Source organism: Streptomyces sp. NPDC048417 (assembly GCF_040651615.1).
Taxonomy (GTDB): Bacteria; Actinomycetota; Actinomycetes; order Streptomycetales; family Streptomycetaceae; genus Streptomyces.
In genome coordinates this window covers 154,132-170,233 of sequence record NZ_JBEZKI010000023.1, presented here as the reverse complement: position 1 = coordinate 170,233, position 16,102 = coordinate 154,132, and the positions used below count along the sequence as shown (strand labels likewise).

General features: G+C 72.6%; 13 protein-coding genes. 9 read left to right on the top strand and 4 right to left on the bottom strand.

Annotation, left to right across the window (positions count from 1 at the left end):
• The first annotated feature begins 6 nt into the window (after positions 1 to 6).
• The 4 genes from pcaG (at position 7) to AB0D59_RS32990 (ending at position 3,917) form a co-directional block, all read left to right on the top strand.
• The gene (pcaG, locus tag AB0D59_RS33005) at positions 7 to 609 is read left to right on the top strand and encodes a protocatechuate 3,4-dioxygenase subunit alpha (protein ID WP_362573384.1); all 603 of its coding nucleotides are present in this window, start codon (positions 7 to 9) and stop codon (positions 607 to 609) included.
• Positions 606 to 1,946: a 3-carboxy-cis,cis-muconate cycloisomerase gene (pcaB, locus tag AB0D59_RS33000; protein WP_362573381.1), complete on the top strand. Its 1,341-nt coding sequence runs from the start codon at positions 606 to 608 to the stop codon at positions 1,944 to 1,946. Before pcaG ends, pcaB begins: the two co-directional genes overlap by 4 nt.
• On the top strand, positions 1,943 to 3,061 hold the full coding sequence (gene pcaD / locus AB0D59_RS32995; RefSeq protein ID WP_362573378.1) for a 3-oxoadipate enol-lactonase: 1,119 nt from the start codon (positions 1,943 to 1,945) through the stop codon (positions 3,059 to 3,061). Before pcaB ends, pcaD begins: the two co-directional genes overlap by 4 nt.
• 64 nt (positions 3,062 to 3,125) lie before the next feature.
• Positions 3,126 to 3,917 carry an SDR family NAD(P)-dependent oxidoreductase gene (locus tag AB0D59_RS32990; protein WP_362573376.1) on the top strand — a complete coding sequence of 264 codons (792 nt, stop codon included), beginning with the start codon at positions 3,126 to 3,128 and terminating at the stop codon, positions 3,915 to 3,917.
• An 80-nt stretch (positions 3,918 to 3,997) separates the two neighbouring features.
• On the opposite strand, the gene AB0D59_RS32985 is transcribed toward AB0D59_RS32990, so the two are convergent.
• The gene (locus AB0D59_RS32985; protein WP_362573373.1) at positions 3,998 to 6,679 is read right to left on the bottom strand and encodes an AAA family ATPase; all 2,682 of its coding nucleotides are present in this window, start codon (positions 6,677 to 6,679) and stop codon (positions 3,998 to 4,000) included.
• A gap of 181 nt (positions 6,680 to 6,860) precedes the next feature.
• Between AB0D59_RS32985 and AB0D59_RS32980 the strand changes: the two genes are divergently transcribed.
• From AB0D59_RS32980 to AB0D59_RS32970, 3 genes are all read left to right on the top strand, one after another.
• Positions 6,861 to 8,132 carry an MFS transporter gene (locus AB0D59_RS32980; RefSeq protein WP_362573463.1) on the top strand — a complete coding sequence of 424 codons (1,272 nt, stop codon included), beginning with the start codon at positions 6,861 to 6,863 and terminating at the stop codon, positions 8,130 to 8,132.
• A gap of 3 nt (positions 8,133 to 8,135) precedes the next feature.
• Positions 8,136 to 9,278, top strand: a complete 1,143-nt coding sequence (locus tag AB0D59_RS32975; RefSeq protein ID WP_362573370.1) for an anhydro-N-acetylmuramic acid kinase — start codon at positions 8,136 to 8,138, stop codon at positions 9,276 to 9,278.
• Positions 9,279 to 9,363: 85 nt separating this feature from the next.
• Positions 9,364 to 10,428 carry a DUF2510 domain-containing protein gene (locus tag AB0D59_RS32970; protein WP_362573367.1) on the top strand — a complete coding sequence of 355 codons (1,065 nt, stop codon included), beginning with the start codon at positions 9,364 to 9,366 and terminating at the stop codon, positions 10,426 to 10,428.
• A gap of 147 nt (positions 10,429 to 10,575) precedes the next feature.
• On the opposite strand, the gene AB0D59_RS32965 is transcribed toward AB0D59_RS32970, so the two are convergent.
• Entirely contained in the window at positions 10,576 to 11,190 is a 615-nt protein-coding gene (locus AB0D59_RS32965; protein ID WP_362573364.1) for a TetR/AcrR family transcriptional regulator C-terminal ligand-binding domain-containing protein, read from the bottom strand.
• Between the two features lie 235 nt (positions 11,191 to 11,425).
• Between AB0D59_RS32965 and AB0D59_RS32960 the strand changes: the two genes are divergently transcribed.
• Positions 11,426 to 12,259: a phosphatase PAP2 family protein gene (locus AB0D59_RS32960; protein WP_362573361.1), complete on the top strand. Its 834-nt coding sequence runs from the start codon at positions 11,426 to 11,428 to the stop codon at positions 12,257 to 12,259.
• Entirely contained in the window at positions 12,256 to 13,215 is a 960-nt protein-coding gene (locus AB0D59_RS32955) for a hypothetical protein (RefSeq protein WP_362573358.1), read from the top strand. Before AB0D59_RS32960 ends, AB0D59_RS32955 begins: the two co-directional genes overlap by 4 nt.
• Before the next feature lie 107 nt (positions 13,216 to 13,322).
• Here AB0D59_RS32955 and AB0D59_RS32950 read toward each other — a convergent pair whose 3' ends face one another.
• Positions 13,323 to 13,979, bottom strand: a complete 657-nt coding sequence (locus AB0D59_RS32950; RefSeq protein ID WP_362573355.1) for a phospholipid scramblase-related protein — start codon at positions 13,977 to 13,979, stop codon at positions 13,323 to 13,325.
• Between the two features lie 67 nt (positions 13,980 to 14,046).
• Positions 14,047 to 16,095, bottom strand: coding sequence for a phosphocholine-specific phospholipase C (locus tag AB0D59_RS32945; RefSeq protein ID WP_362573353.1), 2,049 nt, complete (start codon positions 16,093 to 16,095; stop codon positions 14,047 to 14,049).
• Positions 16,096 to 16,102: the final 7 nt, after the last annotated feature.

Sequence of the window (16,102 nt, the reverse complement as noted above, 5' to 3'; positions counted from 1 at the left end):
GCTGCCATGACGAAGATCGACACGAGCAGTCCGGAGCAGGTGCCGCCCACCCCGTCGCACACGGTCGGCCCGTTCTACGGCTACGCGCTGCCGTTCCGCGGCGGCGAGGAGATCGCACCCCTCGGCCACCCGGACACGATCACGGTCCACGGGTACGTCCTCGACGGCGAGGGCCACCCCCTGCCGGAGGCCTTCGTCGAGCTGTGGGGCGCCGACCCGGACGGGAACGTGTCCACGACCGACGGCTCGATCCGGCGCGACCCCGCGACCGGTGACTACCTCGGCCGCAACGGCGTGGAGTTCACCGGCTGGGGCCGGATCCAGACGGACGCCGACGGGCACTGGTACGCGCGGACGCTGCGGCCGGGCGCCCGCGGCGAGAGCGCGCCCTACGTCAGCGTGTGCGTCTTCGCGCGCGGCCTGCTCATGCACCTGTTCACCCGGATCTATCTGCCCGGCGACGACGCCGCGCTCAGCGCCGACCCACTGCTCACCCGGGTGGGCGAGCGGCGCGACACGCTGATCGCCGCCGACGAGGGCCGGGGGACCTACCGTTTCGACATCCGCCTTCAGGGCGAGGGCGAAACGGTCTTCCTGGAGTTCCAGTGACAACAGTGGATCACTGCGGCGGTGACGCCGGGCTGCTCGGTCCCGGGTGGTCCGGCTCCCCCGCCGCGTCCGCGACCGCAGACGGCGCCTGGCTGCGGGCACTCCTTGACGCGGAGGCGGCCCTCACCCGCGCCCAGGCCGCCCTCGGGCTGGCCCCGGCCGAGGCCGCGGCTGCCGTGACCGGGGCGGCCGGTCCGGACCGCTTCGACGTCGGCTCCCTCGCGGAGCGCGCCCGCGCCGGCGGCAACCCGGTCATCCCGCTGGTCGCCGACCTGACGAAGGCGGTCGGCGCGGAGTACGGGCCGTATGTGCACCGGGGCGCCACCAGCCAGGACATCATGGACACCGCGGCGATGCTGGTCGCTGCCCGCACCCTGGACCTGGTCCTGGCCGACCTCGGGCGTACCGAGCAGGCGCTGGCCCGCACGGCCGCCGAACACCGTGACACCCCGATGCCGGGCCGTACGCTCACCCAGCACGCCGTACCGACGGCCTTCGGGCTGAAAGCGGCCGGCTGGCGTTCGCTGGTTCTCGACGCCCGGGACCGCACGGCCCGGGTCCGGGAATCGCTGCCCGTGCAACTCGGCGGTGCGGCAGGCACGTTGGCGGCCTTCGGCGCGTACGGCGCGGAACACGTCGAAGAGCTGCCGACCGCATACGCACGTGAACTCGCCCTGACCGCACCCCTGTTGCCGTGGCACACCCTGCGTACGCCCGTCGCCGATCTCGCCGGCTGTCTCGCCTTCACGGCCGGGGCGCTGGGCAAGGTCGCCGTGGATGTACTGACGCTGTCCCGTACCGAGATCGGTGAGCTCTCCGAGGGCAGCGGGGGCGGTTCGTCGGCGATGCCGCACAAGGCGAACCCCGTGCGGTCCACGCTCGTCGTCGCCGCCGCCCGGCGGGCCCCGCAGCTCGCGGCCGTCCTGTACGGCTGCCTGGTCGCGGAGGACGAGCGGCCGGCCGGTGCCTGGCACGCCGAGTGGGAGCCGTTGCGGGACCTGCTGCGCGCCGTCGGGGGTGCGGCCCGGGACACGGCGGAGCTGGTGGAGGGGCTGCGGGTGCATCCGGAGGCGATGCGCCGGAACCTGGATCTGACCCGTGGGCTGATCGTCTCCGAGCGGCTGTCCGCCGAACTGGCCCCCGTGCTCGGCCGGTCCCGGGCGAAGGAACTGCTCACCGAACTCGCCCGCCGCACCGGCACCGAGCGGCGTACGCTGCGTGAACTCCTCGCCGAGGAAACCGATTTGAAGGACATCGACCTCGACAACCTGACCGACCCGGCCCGCTACACCGGCTCCGCCGGCGCCCTCACCGACCGCGCACTGGAGCGACGTTGAACGAGAACCTCCTCAACCACCGTGCCGAAGGCCCCACTTCCGCTCCCCCGCTGCTGCTCGGGCCCTCGCTCGGCACCTCGTACGCGCTGTGGGACGCGGTGGCGCCCGAACTGTCGACCGGCCACCGGGTGGTGCGCTGGAACCTGCCGGGGCACGGCGGTTCGGCACCCGGTCTGATCAAGGCGGGGGCGACCGTCGGTGACCTCGCCGACCTGGTGCTCGCGCTCGCCGACTCGCTCGGCTTCGAGCGGTTCGGTTATGCCGGGGTGTCGCTGGGCGGCGCGGTCGGGCTGCACCTGGCCGTTCACCACCCGGACCGGCTGGAGAGCCTGGCCGTGATCTGCTCCTCCGCCCACTTCAACGGCTCCAAGCCCTGGGAGGAGCGGGCCGAGCGGGTGCGCCGGGAGGGCGTGCAGTGGCTCGCGGAGAACGCGGGCGCCCGCTGGTTCACGCCCGGCTTCACCGTGCCGCGCCTCGTCGAGGACCAGCGGACCGCGGACCCGGAGGCGTACGCCGCCTGTTGCGACGCGCTGGCCGCCTTCGACCTGCGGGACCGGCTCGGCGAGATCGCCGTACGCACCCTGCTGATCGCGGGCCGTCGGGATCCGGCGACCCCGCCGCCCCATCTGCGGGAGATCGCGGACGCGGTACCGGCGTCCACGCTGGTCGAGCTGCCGGGCGCCTCGCACCTGGCGCCCGCGCAGTGCCCCGAGGCCGTCCTCACCGCGCTCCGCTCGCACCTCGACGGTGGCGCCAGGCGGGGCATGGCGGTGCGCCGGGAGGTGCTGGGCGACCCGCACGTGGACCGGGCACAGGCCCGCCAGACGCCGTTCACGGCCCGCTTCCAGGACTTCATCGCGCGCTACGCCTGGGGCGAGATCTGGACCGACCCCACCCTCTCCCGCCGCGAACGCAGCATGATCACCCTCACCGCGCTGGTCGCGCACGGCCACCACGACGAGCTGGCCATGCATGTACGGGCCGCCCGGCGCAACGGGCTCACTGCGGAGGAGATCGGCGCGGTACTGCTGCAGACGGCCGTGTACTGCGGGGTTCCGGCGGCGAACTCGGCGTTCGCGACGGCCCAGCGGGTGCTGGCCGAGGAGGAAGGGTGACCCTGGCAGTCGTAGCCCCAGCAGGATCAGGCATCCGGTGGTGGTCCGTGCCTAGGCTGGCAGCATGTCCACCATTCTGATCACCGGTGCCACCTCCGGGCTCGGCCGGTATGTCGCCTTCGAGCTGGTCCGCTCCGGCCATGTCGTCCTCGCGCACGGCCGGGATCCGGGCCGTACCGAGGCGCTGGTCGAGGAGCTGCGCACCGAGGGCGACGCGGAGGGCTTCGTCGCGGACCTGGCCTCACTGGCACAGGTCCGCGAGCTGGGCGCGCGGGTCGCCGAGGCGCGTCCCGACCTGGACGTGCTGATCAACAACGCGGGCGTCGGCGCCGGTACGCCCGGCGCCGGGCGCGAGCTGAGTGCCGACGGCCACGAACTGCGGCTGGCCGTCAACTACCTGGCCCCGGTGACCCTGACCCACGCCCTGCTGCCGGTCCTGCGCGCCGGCGCCCCGGCCCGGATCGTCAACGTGGGCTCGGCCGGCCAGGAGCCCCTGGACTTCGACGACCCCGAGTTCACCCGCGGCTACCAGGGCTTCGCGGCCTACTGCCGGGCCAAGTTCGCCCTGGCGGCCCACACCTTCACCCTGGCCGAGGAGCTGGCGGGCACGGGGGTCTCGGTGAACGTCCTGCACCCCGCGACTTTCATGGACACGGCGATGGTGCGGGAGGGCGGGGTGGCGCCCTGGAACACGGTGGCCGACGGTGCGCCGGGCGTCCTCGCCCTGGCGACGCGGGACTTGGGCACGGGCGGCTACTTCGACGGCACGCGCAAGGCGCGGGCGCACGAGGCGACGTACGACCGAGAGGTGCACAAACGCCTCTCAGCGGTTACTGATCAACTCCTGTCCCTGTAACGTCCCTTTCAAAGGCGCGGGGCTGTGTGCAGGTGCGGCTCCACCGCGCGGGCGCGAGCAACCACGCACTACCCGCACCGTCAACGCAACCCGCGCCCCGTATCCAAAACCTCCCGTGCCTGAGCGACCAGCCCGTCCGCCCCGCACGACCGGGCCAACGCCAGCCCCCGGTTCAGCTCGGCCACCGACCGCGCGGCGATCCCGTACTCCACCCGCGCCGCCGCATGCTCGTACTGACACGGCGAGGCCTCCAGATAAGCCACCGCCTGCGACGCCAGCCGCACCTGCCGCTGCCCGGTCTCCAGCGCGGCGGCGCACCGCAGCGCCTCGCCGATCGCCGTGTCCGTGCCGAACCGCTCGGCCTGCCGCCGCGCGTCGCTCGCCAGTCGCGCCGCCCGCGCCGGGTCCTCGCCCGCGAGGGCCCGGGCGAGGTCGAGCGCCCAGGGCACCACCACCGGGTTGAAGTGACCGCGCGCCGCGGCCGCCTTCTCCGCGGCCTCCAGTTCGTTGACGGCCTCCTTCGTACGGCCGACGGCGAGCAGCAGCCGGCCGCGCACGGACCGTGGGTCCGGCATCACGATCGTGGAGGGGTACGGCGGTGCGAAACCGTACTGCTCGGCCGTCTCCCAGGCCTGCTGGACATGGCCGCGGGCCAGCAGCGTGTCGACCAGGTTGCAGGTGGCGGTCCAGTACAGGGGCAGTCTGCGGCCGACCCGCTCGGCGATCCGCAAGGACTCGCGCAGGGATGTCTCCGCGTCCCGCAGCCGGCCCCGCCTGCGGTGCCCGAGGCCCACGTAGGCGTGGGCGAGGGCGAGATGGCCGCCGCTCCAGCCGGAGGACTCGTAGGCGCGCAGGGCCTCGTTGTAGAGGCTCTCCGCGCGGTCGAGGCGGTCGGTGTAGACGTAGGCGTTGGCGAGCATCAGCAGCAGCTCGATGCCCCACTCGGTGTCGGTCCAGCCGAGTCCGGGAGCGAGCCGGCCGTTGACGAGGGCGCGGTCGCAGAGTTCCACGACCTCCTCGGCGCTCTCTCCCTGGACGAGGAGGTCGAAGCCGCGCAGCATCAGCAGGGCACGCTCGGAGTTGTCCCGGCCGGTGCAGGTGTCGGCGAGCTCGCCGAGGCGTTCGGAGCGGCGCGGGGAGACGGCCTCGCCGGCGATGCCCTCCCACATGAACTGGACGGCCTGGAGCCGGAGCCTGGCGGGGCCCTCCTCGTGCCGGGCGGCCTCCGCCTCGACCGTGCGGACGGCTTCCTCCAGCTGGTCGTTGTGGAGGAGGGCCTGGGACAGGCGGAAGACGGCGTCGACGCGTTCGGCGCCGCCGAGGCCGGGCATGCCGAGTGCGCTTCGCAGGTGGCCGATGGTGACGGCGGGTTTGGTGAGCAGGGTGGCGCAGCCCAGTTCGTAGAGCACGCGCGCGTGGACCTCGGGCACGGGCGGTTCCAGCAGGGCGCGTTCGAGGCAGCGGCGGGCCGCGTCCGAGGCGCCGACGGCGAGGTGTTCCTTGGCCGCGTCCCGCAGCTGCTGGACGAGTTCCTCGTCGTCGTCCGGATGCACCTTCAGCAGGTGGCGGGAGGCCTCGGCGATGCCCCGGCCGTCGTCGATGACGATCTGGGCGGCGATGCCGTGCATGGCGGTGCACATCGCCGGCGGGATGGAGTTGTAGACGGCGCTGGCGATCAGCGGGTGGACGAACTCCAGGTCACCGGTGTGGGAGCGGGAGCCGGCCGGGTCGGGCAGGGTGAGGATACGCGCGCTGCGCAGTAGTTCGGCGCACCGCTCGGCGTCCTCCACGGTCATGGTGGCGAGCTGGGCGACCAGGTCGACGGAGATGCCGGTGCCGAGGATGGCGGCGGCCCAGGCGAACCGGGTGGCGTCGATGCCGAGGCCCTCGAGACGGGTGACGAGTCCGCCGCCGCGGGCCGACCGGTTGAGCGCGCGCAGTTCGCCGGCCCGGGCCTCGACGGGTTCGACCTCGCTGTCCTGGACCTTGGCGAGGAGTTCGACGGTCTCGTAGGGGTTGCCCCCGGTGACGGCCCAGACCTCGCGGCAGAACGGGGCGTCGGCGTGTGCGCCGAGGGTGGCGAGGGTGAGTCCGGCGGTGGCGTCCGGGGTGAGGGCGCTGAGATTGTGCACGGGGTTCGCGGCCGCGGCGGCCACGGTGTCGAGGTAGCGGGCGCTGTCGCCGCTGACCTCGCCGGGGCGGCGGGCGACCAGGAGGAGGACGGGCAGGTCGTCGAGGCGCTCCACGAAGGCGGCGAGCCAGGCCAGGGTCTCCTGGTCGGCCCAGTGCGCGTCGTCGATCAGCAGCACCAGCGGCCAGTCGCGTTTGGCCAGCCGGCGGACGGCGGCGACCAGGCCGTCGCAGACGCCCTGCGGGTCGGCCTGGCGCTCACCCGGGTCGGTTATGCCAAGGGCGGGGCCGGCGATGTCGTACCAGTCGCCGAGGTACTCCCGGGCCTCGTCGGGGTGCAGGGAGACCAGGGCCGGCTGGAGCAGCTGGCGTACCACGTTGAAGGGAACGCTGCGCAGGGTCTCGCCGCCGCGGGTGGCCCAGACGGTGCAGCCGCGGCGCTGGGCGATACGGCGGGTCTCGGCCAGCAGCGCGGTCTTGCCGAGCCCGGCCTCGCCACGCAGGACCAGCAGGTTCCCGGGGGTGGAGCGGTCGGCGCACAGGAGGTCGAGCGCCTCGGTGATGGCGGTGATCTCCGCGTCGCGCTCCCAGAGGGGAGCAGAGGAGCCCTCCGGGGGTAGTCCCTCCGTCATCCCGTTACCTCCCCAAGTCGCCCGAACGACGTACAGACCACGAGCCTAGCCGTCCTGTTGGCTGTCCGGAGGCTGGTCCGGGCCGCTGTTGCCGTGACGGGTGCAAGCCGCTGCGGCGGGGCGACGCGTGATGGCCCCGACCTGCCGCTGTCGAGCGAACGGACCGTCAACGGGCGTGGAAATGAAGCTGGTTTTCGAAGATCGGACAGCACCGGAGCGGAGTCGGCCCCTCCGGGCGCTGGCGGCCGGCTCGGTGGGCAACTTCATCGAGTGGTACGAGTTCGGTGTCTACGGTTATTTCGCGACGGTCGTCGCCGAGCGGTTCTTCACCCCGGCGGGCGGCAGCGCGGCCGAGGGCCTGGTGCGCACCTATGCCTCGTTCGGGCTGGCGTTCTTCTTCCGTCCGCTGGGCGCGGCCCTGTTCGGCCGGCTGGCCGACCGGCTCGGCCGGCGGCCGGTGCTGATCCTCGTGGTCACGCTGATGACGGGCGCCACGGCGCTCATCGGCCTGCTGCCGACGTATGCGCAGGCCGGCGTGGTCGCGCCCTGGCTGCTGACGTTCCTGAGGGCCGTTCAGGGGCTGTCTGCCGGCGGGGAGTTCGGGGGCGCGGTGGCGATACTGACCGAGTTCGCGCCACCGGGGCGGCGGGGGCTGTACGGGGCCTGGCAGTCGTTCACGGTGGCGCTGGGGCTGCTGGGCGGGGCGGGCGTGGCGGCCGGGCTCGCCTCCGCACTGACGGAGGGTCAACTACATTCCTGGGGCTGGCGGTTGCCGTTCCTGCTGGCACTGCCCCTGGGCGCGCTGGCGCTGTGGCTGCGGGTGGGGCTGGACGAGACGCCCGAGTTCCGGGAGCCGGACGTGCGGGCGGCGCGGGTGTCCGTCGGGGCGATCGCGTCGGCCGTCGGGCGGGTGATGGGCTGGTCGGCGGCCGGGTACACCTTCCTGGTCGTGCTGCCGTCGTACCTCCAGACCGCGCTGCACACCGGCTTCCGTACGGCATTGCTGGCGACCGTGGTGGCGAACCTGGGGTTCGCGGCGGCGATCCTCCCGGCGGGGCGGCTCAGCGACCGGATCGGGCGGCGGCCGGTGATGCTGACGGGCGCCGGTCTCGTGGTCGTGCTGGCCCTGCCGCTGCTCGGCCTCCTCCAGGACGGCGGGGCGTCCGCCGGGGTGAAGGGCGCGGCGCTGTTCGGTGCGGGCGCGGTGGTGGGGCTGATGGCCGGACCGGGGCCCGCGCTGCTGGCCGAGATGTTCCCGGCGCGCGCCCGCTGTACGGGCCTGGGACTCGCCTACGCCCTGTCCAATGCCGTCTTCTCGGGCTGTGCGGGCCTCATCATCACGGAGGCGGTGAAGCGCACCGGGAACCTGGACGTTCCCGGCTACTACGCGGCGGCGGCCTGCGCGGTCAGCGTGGTCGCGCTGGTGCGGTCACGGGAGACGAAGGCGGGTTGAGCGGTGCTGGTGATCGGTCTGATGTCCGGGACGTCGTACGACGCGGTCGACGCGGCCGCCGCCGAGCTGCGCCTGTCCGGCGACACGCTGCTGCTGAAGCCGCTGGGGCTGGTGAGCACGCCCTACGACGACGAGTTGCGCGAGGCTCTCGCGGGCGCGCTGCCGCCGGCCGCCGTACCGCTCGCGCGGGTGTGTCTGCTGGACACCCGGATCGGGCAGGCGTTCGCGGCGGCGGCCCTCCGGGCGAACCGTGAACTGTGCGGCGGACGGGCCAAGCTGGTGGCCTCGCACGGGCAGACGGTCTTCCACTGGGTGGCGGACGGCCGGGTGCACGGGACGCTGCAGCTCGGGCAGCCGGCCTGGATCGCGGAGGCGACGGGGCTGCCGGTGGTCGCCGACTTCCGCCCCCGGGACGTGGCCGCCGGGGGCCAGGGCGCGCCCCTGGTGAGCCTGGTCGACCTGCTGTGGCTGCGCGGCCGGCCGGGCACGCCGGTGGCGCTGGACATCGGGGGGATCGCCAACCTCACCGCGCCGGACGGCACGGCCTTCGACACCGGGCCAGGGTGCGCGCTGATGGACGCGGCGGCCCGGGAGTCCACCGGCGGCCGGCAGGCGTACGACGTGGACGGGGCACTGGCGGCGCGCGGCCGGCCGAACCGAACCCTGCTGGAGCGGTTGCTGGCGGACCCGTACTACGCGCTGCCCGCGCCGAAGACGACCGGCAAGGAGCTGTTCCACGCCGGGTACTGGCGGGCGCCGGAGGGCTTGTCGGCCGAGGACGAGCTGGCGACGCTCACCGAACTGACGGCCCGGACGGTGGCGGACGCGGTGCGCGGCGTGGGAGCCACGGAGGTGATCGCCTCGGGCGGCGGCACCCGCAACCCGGTGCTGATGCGGCTGCTCCGCGGCCTGCTGCCGGGGACCCCCGTCCGCGCCTCCGACGCACTCGGTCTGCCCTCGGCCGCGAAGGAGGCCTATGCCTTCGCGGTCCTCGGCTTCCTCACCGCGCACGGCCTCCCGGGCACCGTCCCGACCGCCACGGGCGCCCGCCACCCCAGCGTCCTGGGCTCCCTGACCCCGGGGCGGGACGGTCTGCCGCTGCCACCACGGGCTCCGAACCCGCCGGTGCGGCTGCGGATCGAATGAAAAAACGAAGTGTGACGGATCGGCTCATCCGAAAGTCGCCGGATCCTCTCATCCGACTTTCACCGATGCCTCATACGGTGGGGGCATGACGCAGGTGACTCCCCCCGGGTGGTATCCCGACCCCGGGCAGACAAGTGACGGTCCGGCCACTGAGCGCTGGTGGGACGGCAAGACATGGACGGAGCAGACCCGCCCCGCCGGGTCGGGTGCCGACTGGGGTCCCCCGACGCCGTCGCCGGCCGACCCGGCGTACCCGGCTGACCCGGCGTACCCGGCCTATCCGGGGTATCCGGGGTATCCGGCGCCGCCGGCCACCGGGAGGCGCGGGCTGCGCACCGGCGTGGCTGTCGGTGTCGCCGTGGCGGTCCTCGCCGCCATCGGGGTGGCCGCGTGGGCGCTTTCCGCCAACGGCGGCGACGACAGCGGCGGCCAGGCCACGCAGCAGGGCTCGGGCGGCCAGGGCGGCGGTTCCGGCCAGGGCGGGCCCGAGGGGCAGAACGGCGGGCAGGGCTTCCCGTTCGGCGGTTCGGGCGGCTCCGGGTCCGGCGGGGGCTCGGGCTCGGGCGGTTCCGACGGCGGTGCGTCGCCGTCGCCCGGCCAGTCCGAGGCTCCGAAGGTCCAGGGCGGCGGCACGGTGTCGGACTCCATCAACGCCATCGGCATTCCGGTGCCGAAGGGCTGGACCGGGCAGGCGATCAACGTCGGCGCCCAGATCTCCTCCGACAACTCCTACAAATGCCCCGGCGACACCTCCCAGACCTGCACCGCCGGCGGCGCCTACTCGGCGCCCGCGCTGGTGCTGGGCACCAAGGGCGACACCGCCGAGGAGGTCGCCAAGGCGGACATCTCGGCCAACGCCACGGAGTCGTACGGCGGCAAGACCTACGGATCGATCACCTCGCACCAGGTGCTGGCCTCCAAGGCCGTCACCGTGGCCGGGCAGAAGGGCTATCTGGTCCGCTGGAAGGCGGTGACCAGCAAGGGCGCCGACGGTTATGTCGAGTCGCTGGCCTTCCCGTCGCCCTCGAACGCCCAGCAGATCGTGGTGGTCCGGTTCGGTGTCGACGTCGGCCAGAGCCAGTCGGTGATCGACGACATCACCAAGGGCATCAAGGTGTCCTCCGGCGGCGGCGACGGCCAGACCGTCTGACCCGCCCCGGAACGCCGATCGGCCGGGTGGAGCGCCCCTCCGCTCAAAGGGGAGCCCCACCCGGCCGGGGGGTGCGCGCCGCCCCCGTCCCCACGGTGCGGCGCGAGCAGGTCACCGTCCAGTCATCCCATGGACGGCGGCCTGGGTCTAGGTCAGTCCGAGTGCGGGCAGCGCCACGGCCTCCACGAATCGGACGAGATAGTCGGCGTCGGCGTACTCGCCGGTGAGTACGGGCCGTACCCGCAGGACGCCGAACATCATGGCGGGCACATAGTCCAGCGCGGGATGCCCCTCGGGCACCTCGCCGCGCTCGACACCGCGGTGCAGGATCTCCTGGAGCGCGGCGATCTCGGGTTCGACGAGCGCCTCGCGCAGTGCCTGCGCCAGTTCCTCGTCCGAGTGCATCGCGTGCCCCAGCGCCTGGAGCAGCTTGGTGTCCTTGCGGGTCCAGGCGCCCGCGGCCCGCGCGACCTCGCGCAGGTCCTCGGCGAGCGACCCGGTGTCGACGCCGCCGAAGCGTACCTCGCGGCTGGCGCGCAGCGCGGCCGCGACGAACTGCGGCTTGGTCTTCCACTGCCGGTAGAGCGTGGACTTGCTGCACCGGGTGCTGGAGGCGACCCCTTCCATGGTCACGGAGTCGTAGCCGCATTCGCGGATCTGTTCGAGCACGGCATCGAAGAACTCCCGTTCACGCTCCGGCGTGATCTTGGAGCGGCGCGAGGCGGCGACCGTCTCCGGTCCCTCCGCGGCCTGCGATGTCATGTGCCCTGCTCCTCACTCTCGCATCACTTGCGGATCACCTGGTCCCCGCCCCCCGTTCGGCCCGGGCGGAAACCTACAACCAGTGTGGCCTACGTCTATCGATACGCCACTGTACCGGTACACGACCGTATCGGTACAGTGGCGTATCGGTACGCTTTCGTATCGATGAGTATTGGTGAGTTCGGGCCACCGCCCAGGACTCGGCACAGCACCACCGTGAGTGAGGGGGCCTGGGATGAGATCCCAGTCCGAGCCGGCAGCAGCGGAGCCCGGGGCGATAGCCCGGCCGCCGCTCGTCCGTGAGCTCCTGCTCGTCGCAGGACTCTTCCTCGTCTACAAGTTCGGGCGGCAGCTGGCCACCGGCCATACCGCCGAGGCCATGCACAACGCTCACCGGATCTGGGACCTGGAACGGACGCTGCACCTGCCCTCGGAGGTCGACGTGCAGTCCGCACTGCTGCACGGCGGCGCCCTCGTCCACCTGGCCAACACCTACTACGCCACGGTTCATTTCCCGGCCACGCTGGCCTTCCTGGTCTGGCTCTACCTGAAGCGGCCCGCGCACTACGTCTGGGCCCGCCGGGTCCTCGCCGTGGTCACCGCCGCCGCCCTGGTGCTCCCCTTCACGTTCCCGCTGGCACCGCCGCGGATGCTGGCCGCCACCGGTCTCGTCGACACGGCCCGGGTGTACGGCCCCTCCGTCTACGGCCCGCCCACCAGCGACCACCTCTCCAACCAGTTCGCGGCGATGCCCTCGCTGCACTTCGGCTGGTCCCTGATGGTGGCGATCGGCCTGATCGTCGCGACCCGCTCCCGGTGGCGCCGGCTTTGGCTGCTGCACCCGGCGATCACCCTGCTGGTGATCGTGGGCACCGCGAACCACTACTGGCTGGACGCGATCGCCGCCACCGCGATGCTCGGCGCCGCCCTCGCCCTGATCCGCCCCCAGACTTCGTCCGGGGGGACCCCCACCTCGCTTCGCTCGCCGCACCGCACGGCCACCACGGCCGGACGCGGCCGCCGCCGGCTCGTGTCCGAGGAGCCCGCACTGGTAGGGGCGGGCCGATGAGCACCGCGGCCCTGACCGCCGTCCTCCTCTCCCTGGTCTCGGCCGTCGCCTACGCGGCCGCCGCGGTCGCCCAGGAGCGGCTCGCGTCGAAGAACTCCGGAGCGGGTCTGATACGACTGCTCGGCTCCGGTGCCTGGTGGGCGGCGGTCGGCCTCAACGCGGGCGCCGCGCTCCTGCACGTCGTGGCCCTCAAGTACGGCCCGCTCACCCTCGTACAGCCGCTGGGCGCGCTCACGCTGGTCGCGGCCGTCCCGATGGGCGCGCGGGTGGCCGGGCGCCGGGTAAGCGCGACGGAGTGGCGGGGCACGGCCCTGACCCTGCTCGGTCTCGGTGCCCTGCTGGTCACGGCCTCCGGTCCCGCGCCCCACCGGGTGCTGAGCCTCACCGACGCGGTCGCGGTGGCCGGTACGACCGCCGCCCTGATCGGCGTCCTGTCCCGCCCCGGCACCAGGCCGGGACTGCGGCACGCGACCGCGTCCGGCTTCGCCTCCGGCGTCGCCTCGGCACTCACCCAGACGGTGACCGTGTCGGCGACGGACCGCTCGGGCCCGGCCCTGAGCGTCCAGGTGGTCGTGGTGGCCCTCCTGGTGGCCGCGTTCGCGGTGGGCGGCCTGCTGCTCTCCCAGACGGCCTACCGAGGCGGCCTGGGCGCCCCCCTGGCGGTGGTCACCCTGTCCAACCCGATGGCGGCCGCGGTCATCGGCCTGACCCTGCTGGGGCAGGGCCTGCAAGGCGGCGCGGCGGGCATCCTGCTCGCCCTGGCGGGCGCGGGCCTCGCCTCCTGGGGCGTGGTCCTGCTGACCCGGGTGACCCCGGCGAAACCAGTGGTCGAGCTCGAACCGGACGAGGAACACCCGGTGGCGGCGGTACTGGCCCTGGAGTCGGCACGGGTCGCGGCGGAGCAGGCACTGCTGCCCCGCCAGAAACCGGAGAGCGAACACCTCACGACCCTGTGAAAACGGGGCGCTCCGAACCGGAGCGCCCCGTCAGGGGTTCTGGGTTGTATCGACGGCGGCTCCGCCGGGTGGGCGCGCCCGGCCCCGACGGACCCGCGGACGACCTCTCAGCCCAGCCCCCGCGAGTCCTGCTTCAGGGCCGTGTCCACGGTCAGCGCGGTCGCCACCACCAGGCTCCGCAGCGGTTCCGGCAACTGGTGGTGGATCTGCAGGACGTAGTTGTCGGCGGTCGTGAACATCGTCTTGGCGAGCCCCTCCCACGTCTTCGTGATCCGGGCCACCTCCGTGTCGGTGTGGTCGACGATCGCGAAGTTCCACGCGCGCCAGTTCTCCGCCTTGATCGCACCGACCTTCTGGTCACCCGCGATCATCGCGAAGTTGATCTTCCCGATCATGTTCTGCTGGACGATCTCACCCACCTGCGAGCCGTCCGGACGCGTGACGATCACCCTGGACTTGAAGATCTTCGCGGGCCGGGTCAGCAGCAGCTGCGGCTGTCCGGACGCGTCACGGATCTCCAGCCGGTGGGTCATGTACTGGTCGAGGCTGGAGACGAAGCGCAGGATCTTCTTCAGCGCGCTCTGGCCGACCTCGGCCACCGAGCCGATCTCCCGGCCGTGCTGGTCCATGACCTTGTACTCGTTGGTCAGCTCGATCAGCTTGGCCTTCTGGTTCACCACCAGCACCGGCTCGGTGAAGAGTGTCTGGGCCGCACCGTGCGGATCGCGGTACGAGTCTGCAGGAGTGTTCGATTGCGTGGTCACCGGGGCACACTACCCCGACGTGACCCGTACCTGATCAGTTCCGCACGATGCGGCCCTCAGCCCCTGGTCACACGGTGCTGATCGCCGGGTCGCTGACCCCCGGCCGCCCGTTCTCCACGTGCCCCGCGAACCGCCGCACAAAGGTCGCGTCGGTCTCGGAGGTGACCGTCAGGTCGTACCACTGGTCGCTGTGGTTGAGGTGGGCGATGTGCTTGACGGTGGCCCCGGCGCGCACCGTGAACGTGCGACCCCGGCCGCCGTAGCCGTCCGCCACCTTCAGCTTCACCGTACCGCTGCCCATGTTGGTGAAGGTCAGCTCGATGTCGTCGCCGTGCGGACGGGCGGTGACCTCGGGTCCCGCCACCTTGCCGGGACCCTGGAAGCTGCGCAGGAAGCCGTTCGGGCCGTGCACGGTCAGGTCGTACGAGCCGCCCGAGTACACCGAGTTCCAGGTGTCGGAGACGGATTTGCCGGCTTCGGTGGTGTAGCTCCAGGGGCCGTCGGCGCGGTTGTCGGAGGTGACCACGAAGGCGGCGCCGGCCTGCGCGCCCGACGCGAAGGTAAGCGTGAGCCTGCCGGCCGCCGCGTCCAGCGAACCGTCCACCAGCGGTACGTACTTGAGTGGCCGGGTGGGCCGGGAGCCGCGCTCCTGCTTGGGCAGGGCCGGGTTGGCGGGCGGGGTGGGCACGTAGTCGGGGTGCCGGTTCCCGTCCGGCGGCCGGTAGCCGTCGGTCGAGGGCAGCGCGACCGGCTTGGTGTCCTTGTGGGAGAAGTCGAACGCGGCGGTCAGGTCGCCGCTGATCGCGCGCCGCCAGGGCGAGATGTTCGGCTCGTGGACGCCGAAGCGGTTCTCCATGAACCGGATGACCGAGGTGTGGTCGAGCGTCTCGGAGCAGACGTAACCGCCCTTGCTCCACGGGGAGACGACGATCATCGGCACCCGCTGGCCGAGGCCGTAGGCGCCGGCGGCGTGGCTCGCGTCGCCCTTGAAGAGGTCCAGGGCGGGGTCGACCGTGGACTTGCCCTGGGCGGCGGAGGCCGGCGGGAAGGGCGGGACCACGTGGTCGAAGAAGCCGTCGTTCTCGTCGTACGTGATGAACAGGGCCGTCTTGGCCCACACCGCGGGGTCGGCGGTGAGCGCGTCGAGGACCTGGGAGATGTACCAGGCACCGTAGTTGGCGGGCCAGTTGGGGTGCTCGGTGAAGGCCTCGGGGGCGACCACCCAGGAGATCTGCGGCAGCTTGCCGGCCTTGACGTCGGCCTTCAGCTGGTCGAAGAAGCCCTCGCCCTTGGTGGCGTCGGTGCCGGTGCGGGCCTTGTCGTACAGCGGGTCGCCGGGCTGGGCGTTCTGGTACTGCTTGAAGTAGAGCAGCGAGTTGTCGCCGTAGTTGCCCCGGTAGGCGTCCTGGATCCAGCCCCAGCCGCCGGCCGCGTCCAGGCCGTCGCCGACGTCCTGGTAGATCTTCCAGGAGACGCCCGCCTTCTCCAGGCGCTCGGGGTACGTCGTCCAGGAGTAGCCCGCCTCGTCGTTGCCGAGGACCGGCCCGCCGCCCTGGCCGTCGTTGCCCGTGTAACCCGTCCACAGGTAGTAGCGGTTCGGGTCGGTGGAGCCCATGAACGAGCAGTGGTAGGCGTCGCAGATGGTGAACGCGTCGGCGAGCGCGTAGTGGAACGGGATGTCGTCCCGGTTCAGGTACGCCATGGTCGTGGAGCCCTTGGCCGGCACCCACTTGTCGTACTTGCCGTTGTTGACGGCGGTGTGCGTGTCGGCCCAGCCGTGCGGGAGGTCCTGGATGAAGGCGAGGCCCAGGTCGTCGGCGTCCGGGTGGAACGGCAGGATGTCCTTGGTGCCGTTCGACTGGCGCCACACCGACTTGTCGTCCTGGGTGACCGGACGCGGGTCGCCGAAACCGCGGACGCCCCTGAGGGTGCCGAAGTAGTGGTCGAACGAACGGTTCTCCTGCATGAGGACGACGATGTGCTCGACGTCCTCGATCGACCCCGTGCGGTGGTTCGCGGGCAGCGCGGCGGCCCGCTGGATGCTGCTGGACAGCGCGGTGAACGCCGTGGTGGCGCCCGCGAGTTGAAGGAATCGGCGCCGGTTTACTTCGGTCATGAGTGAG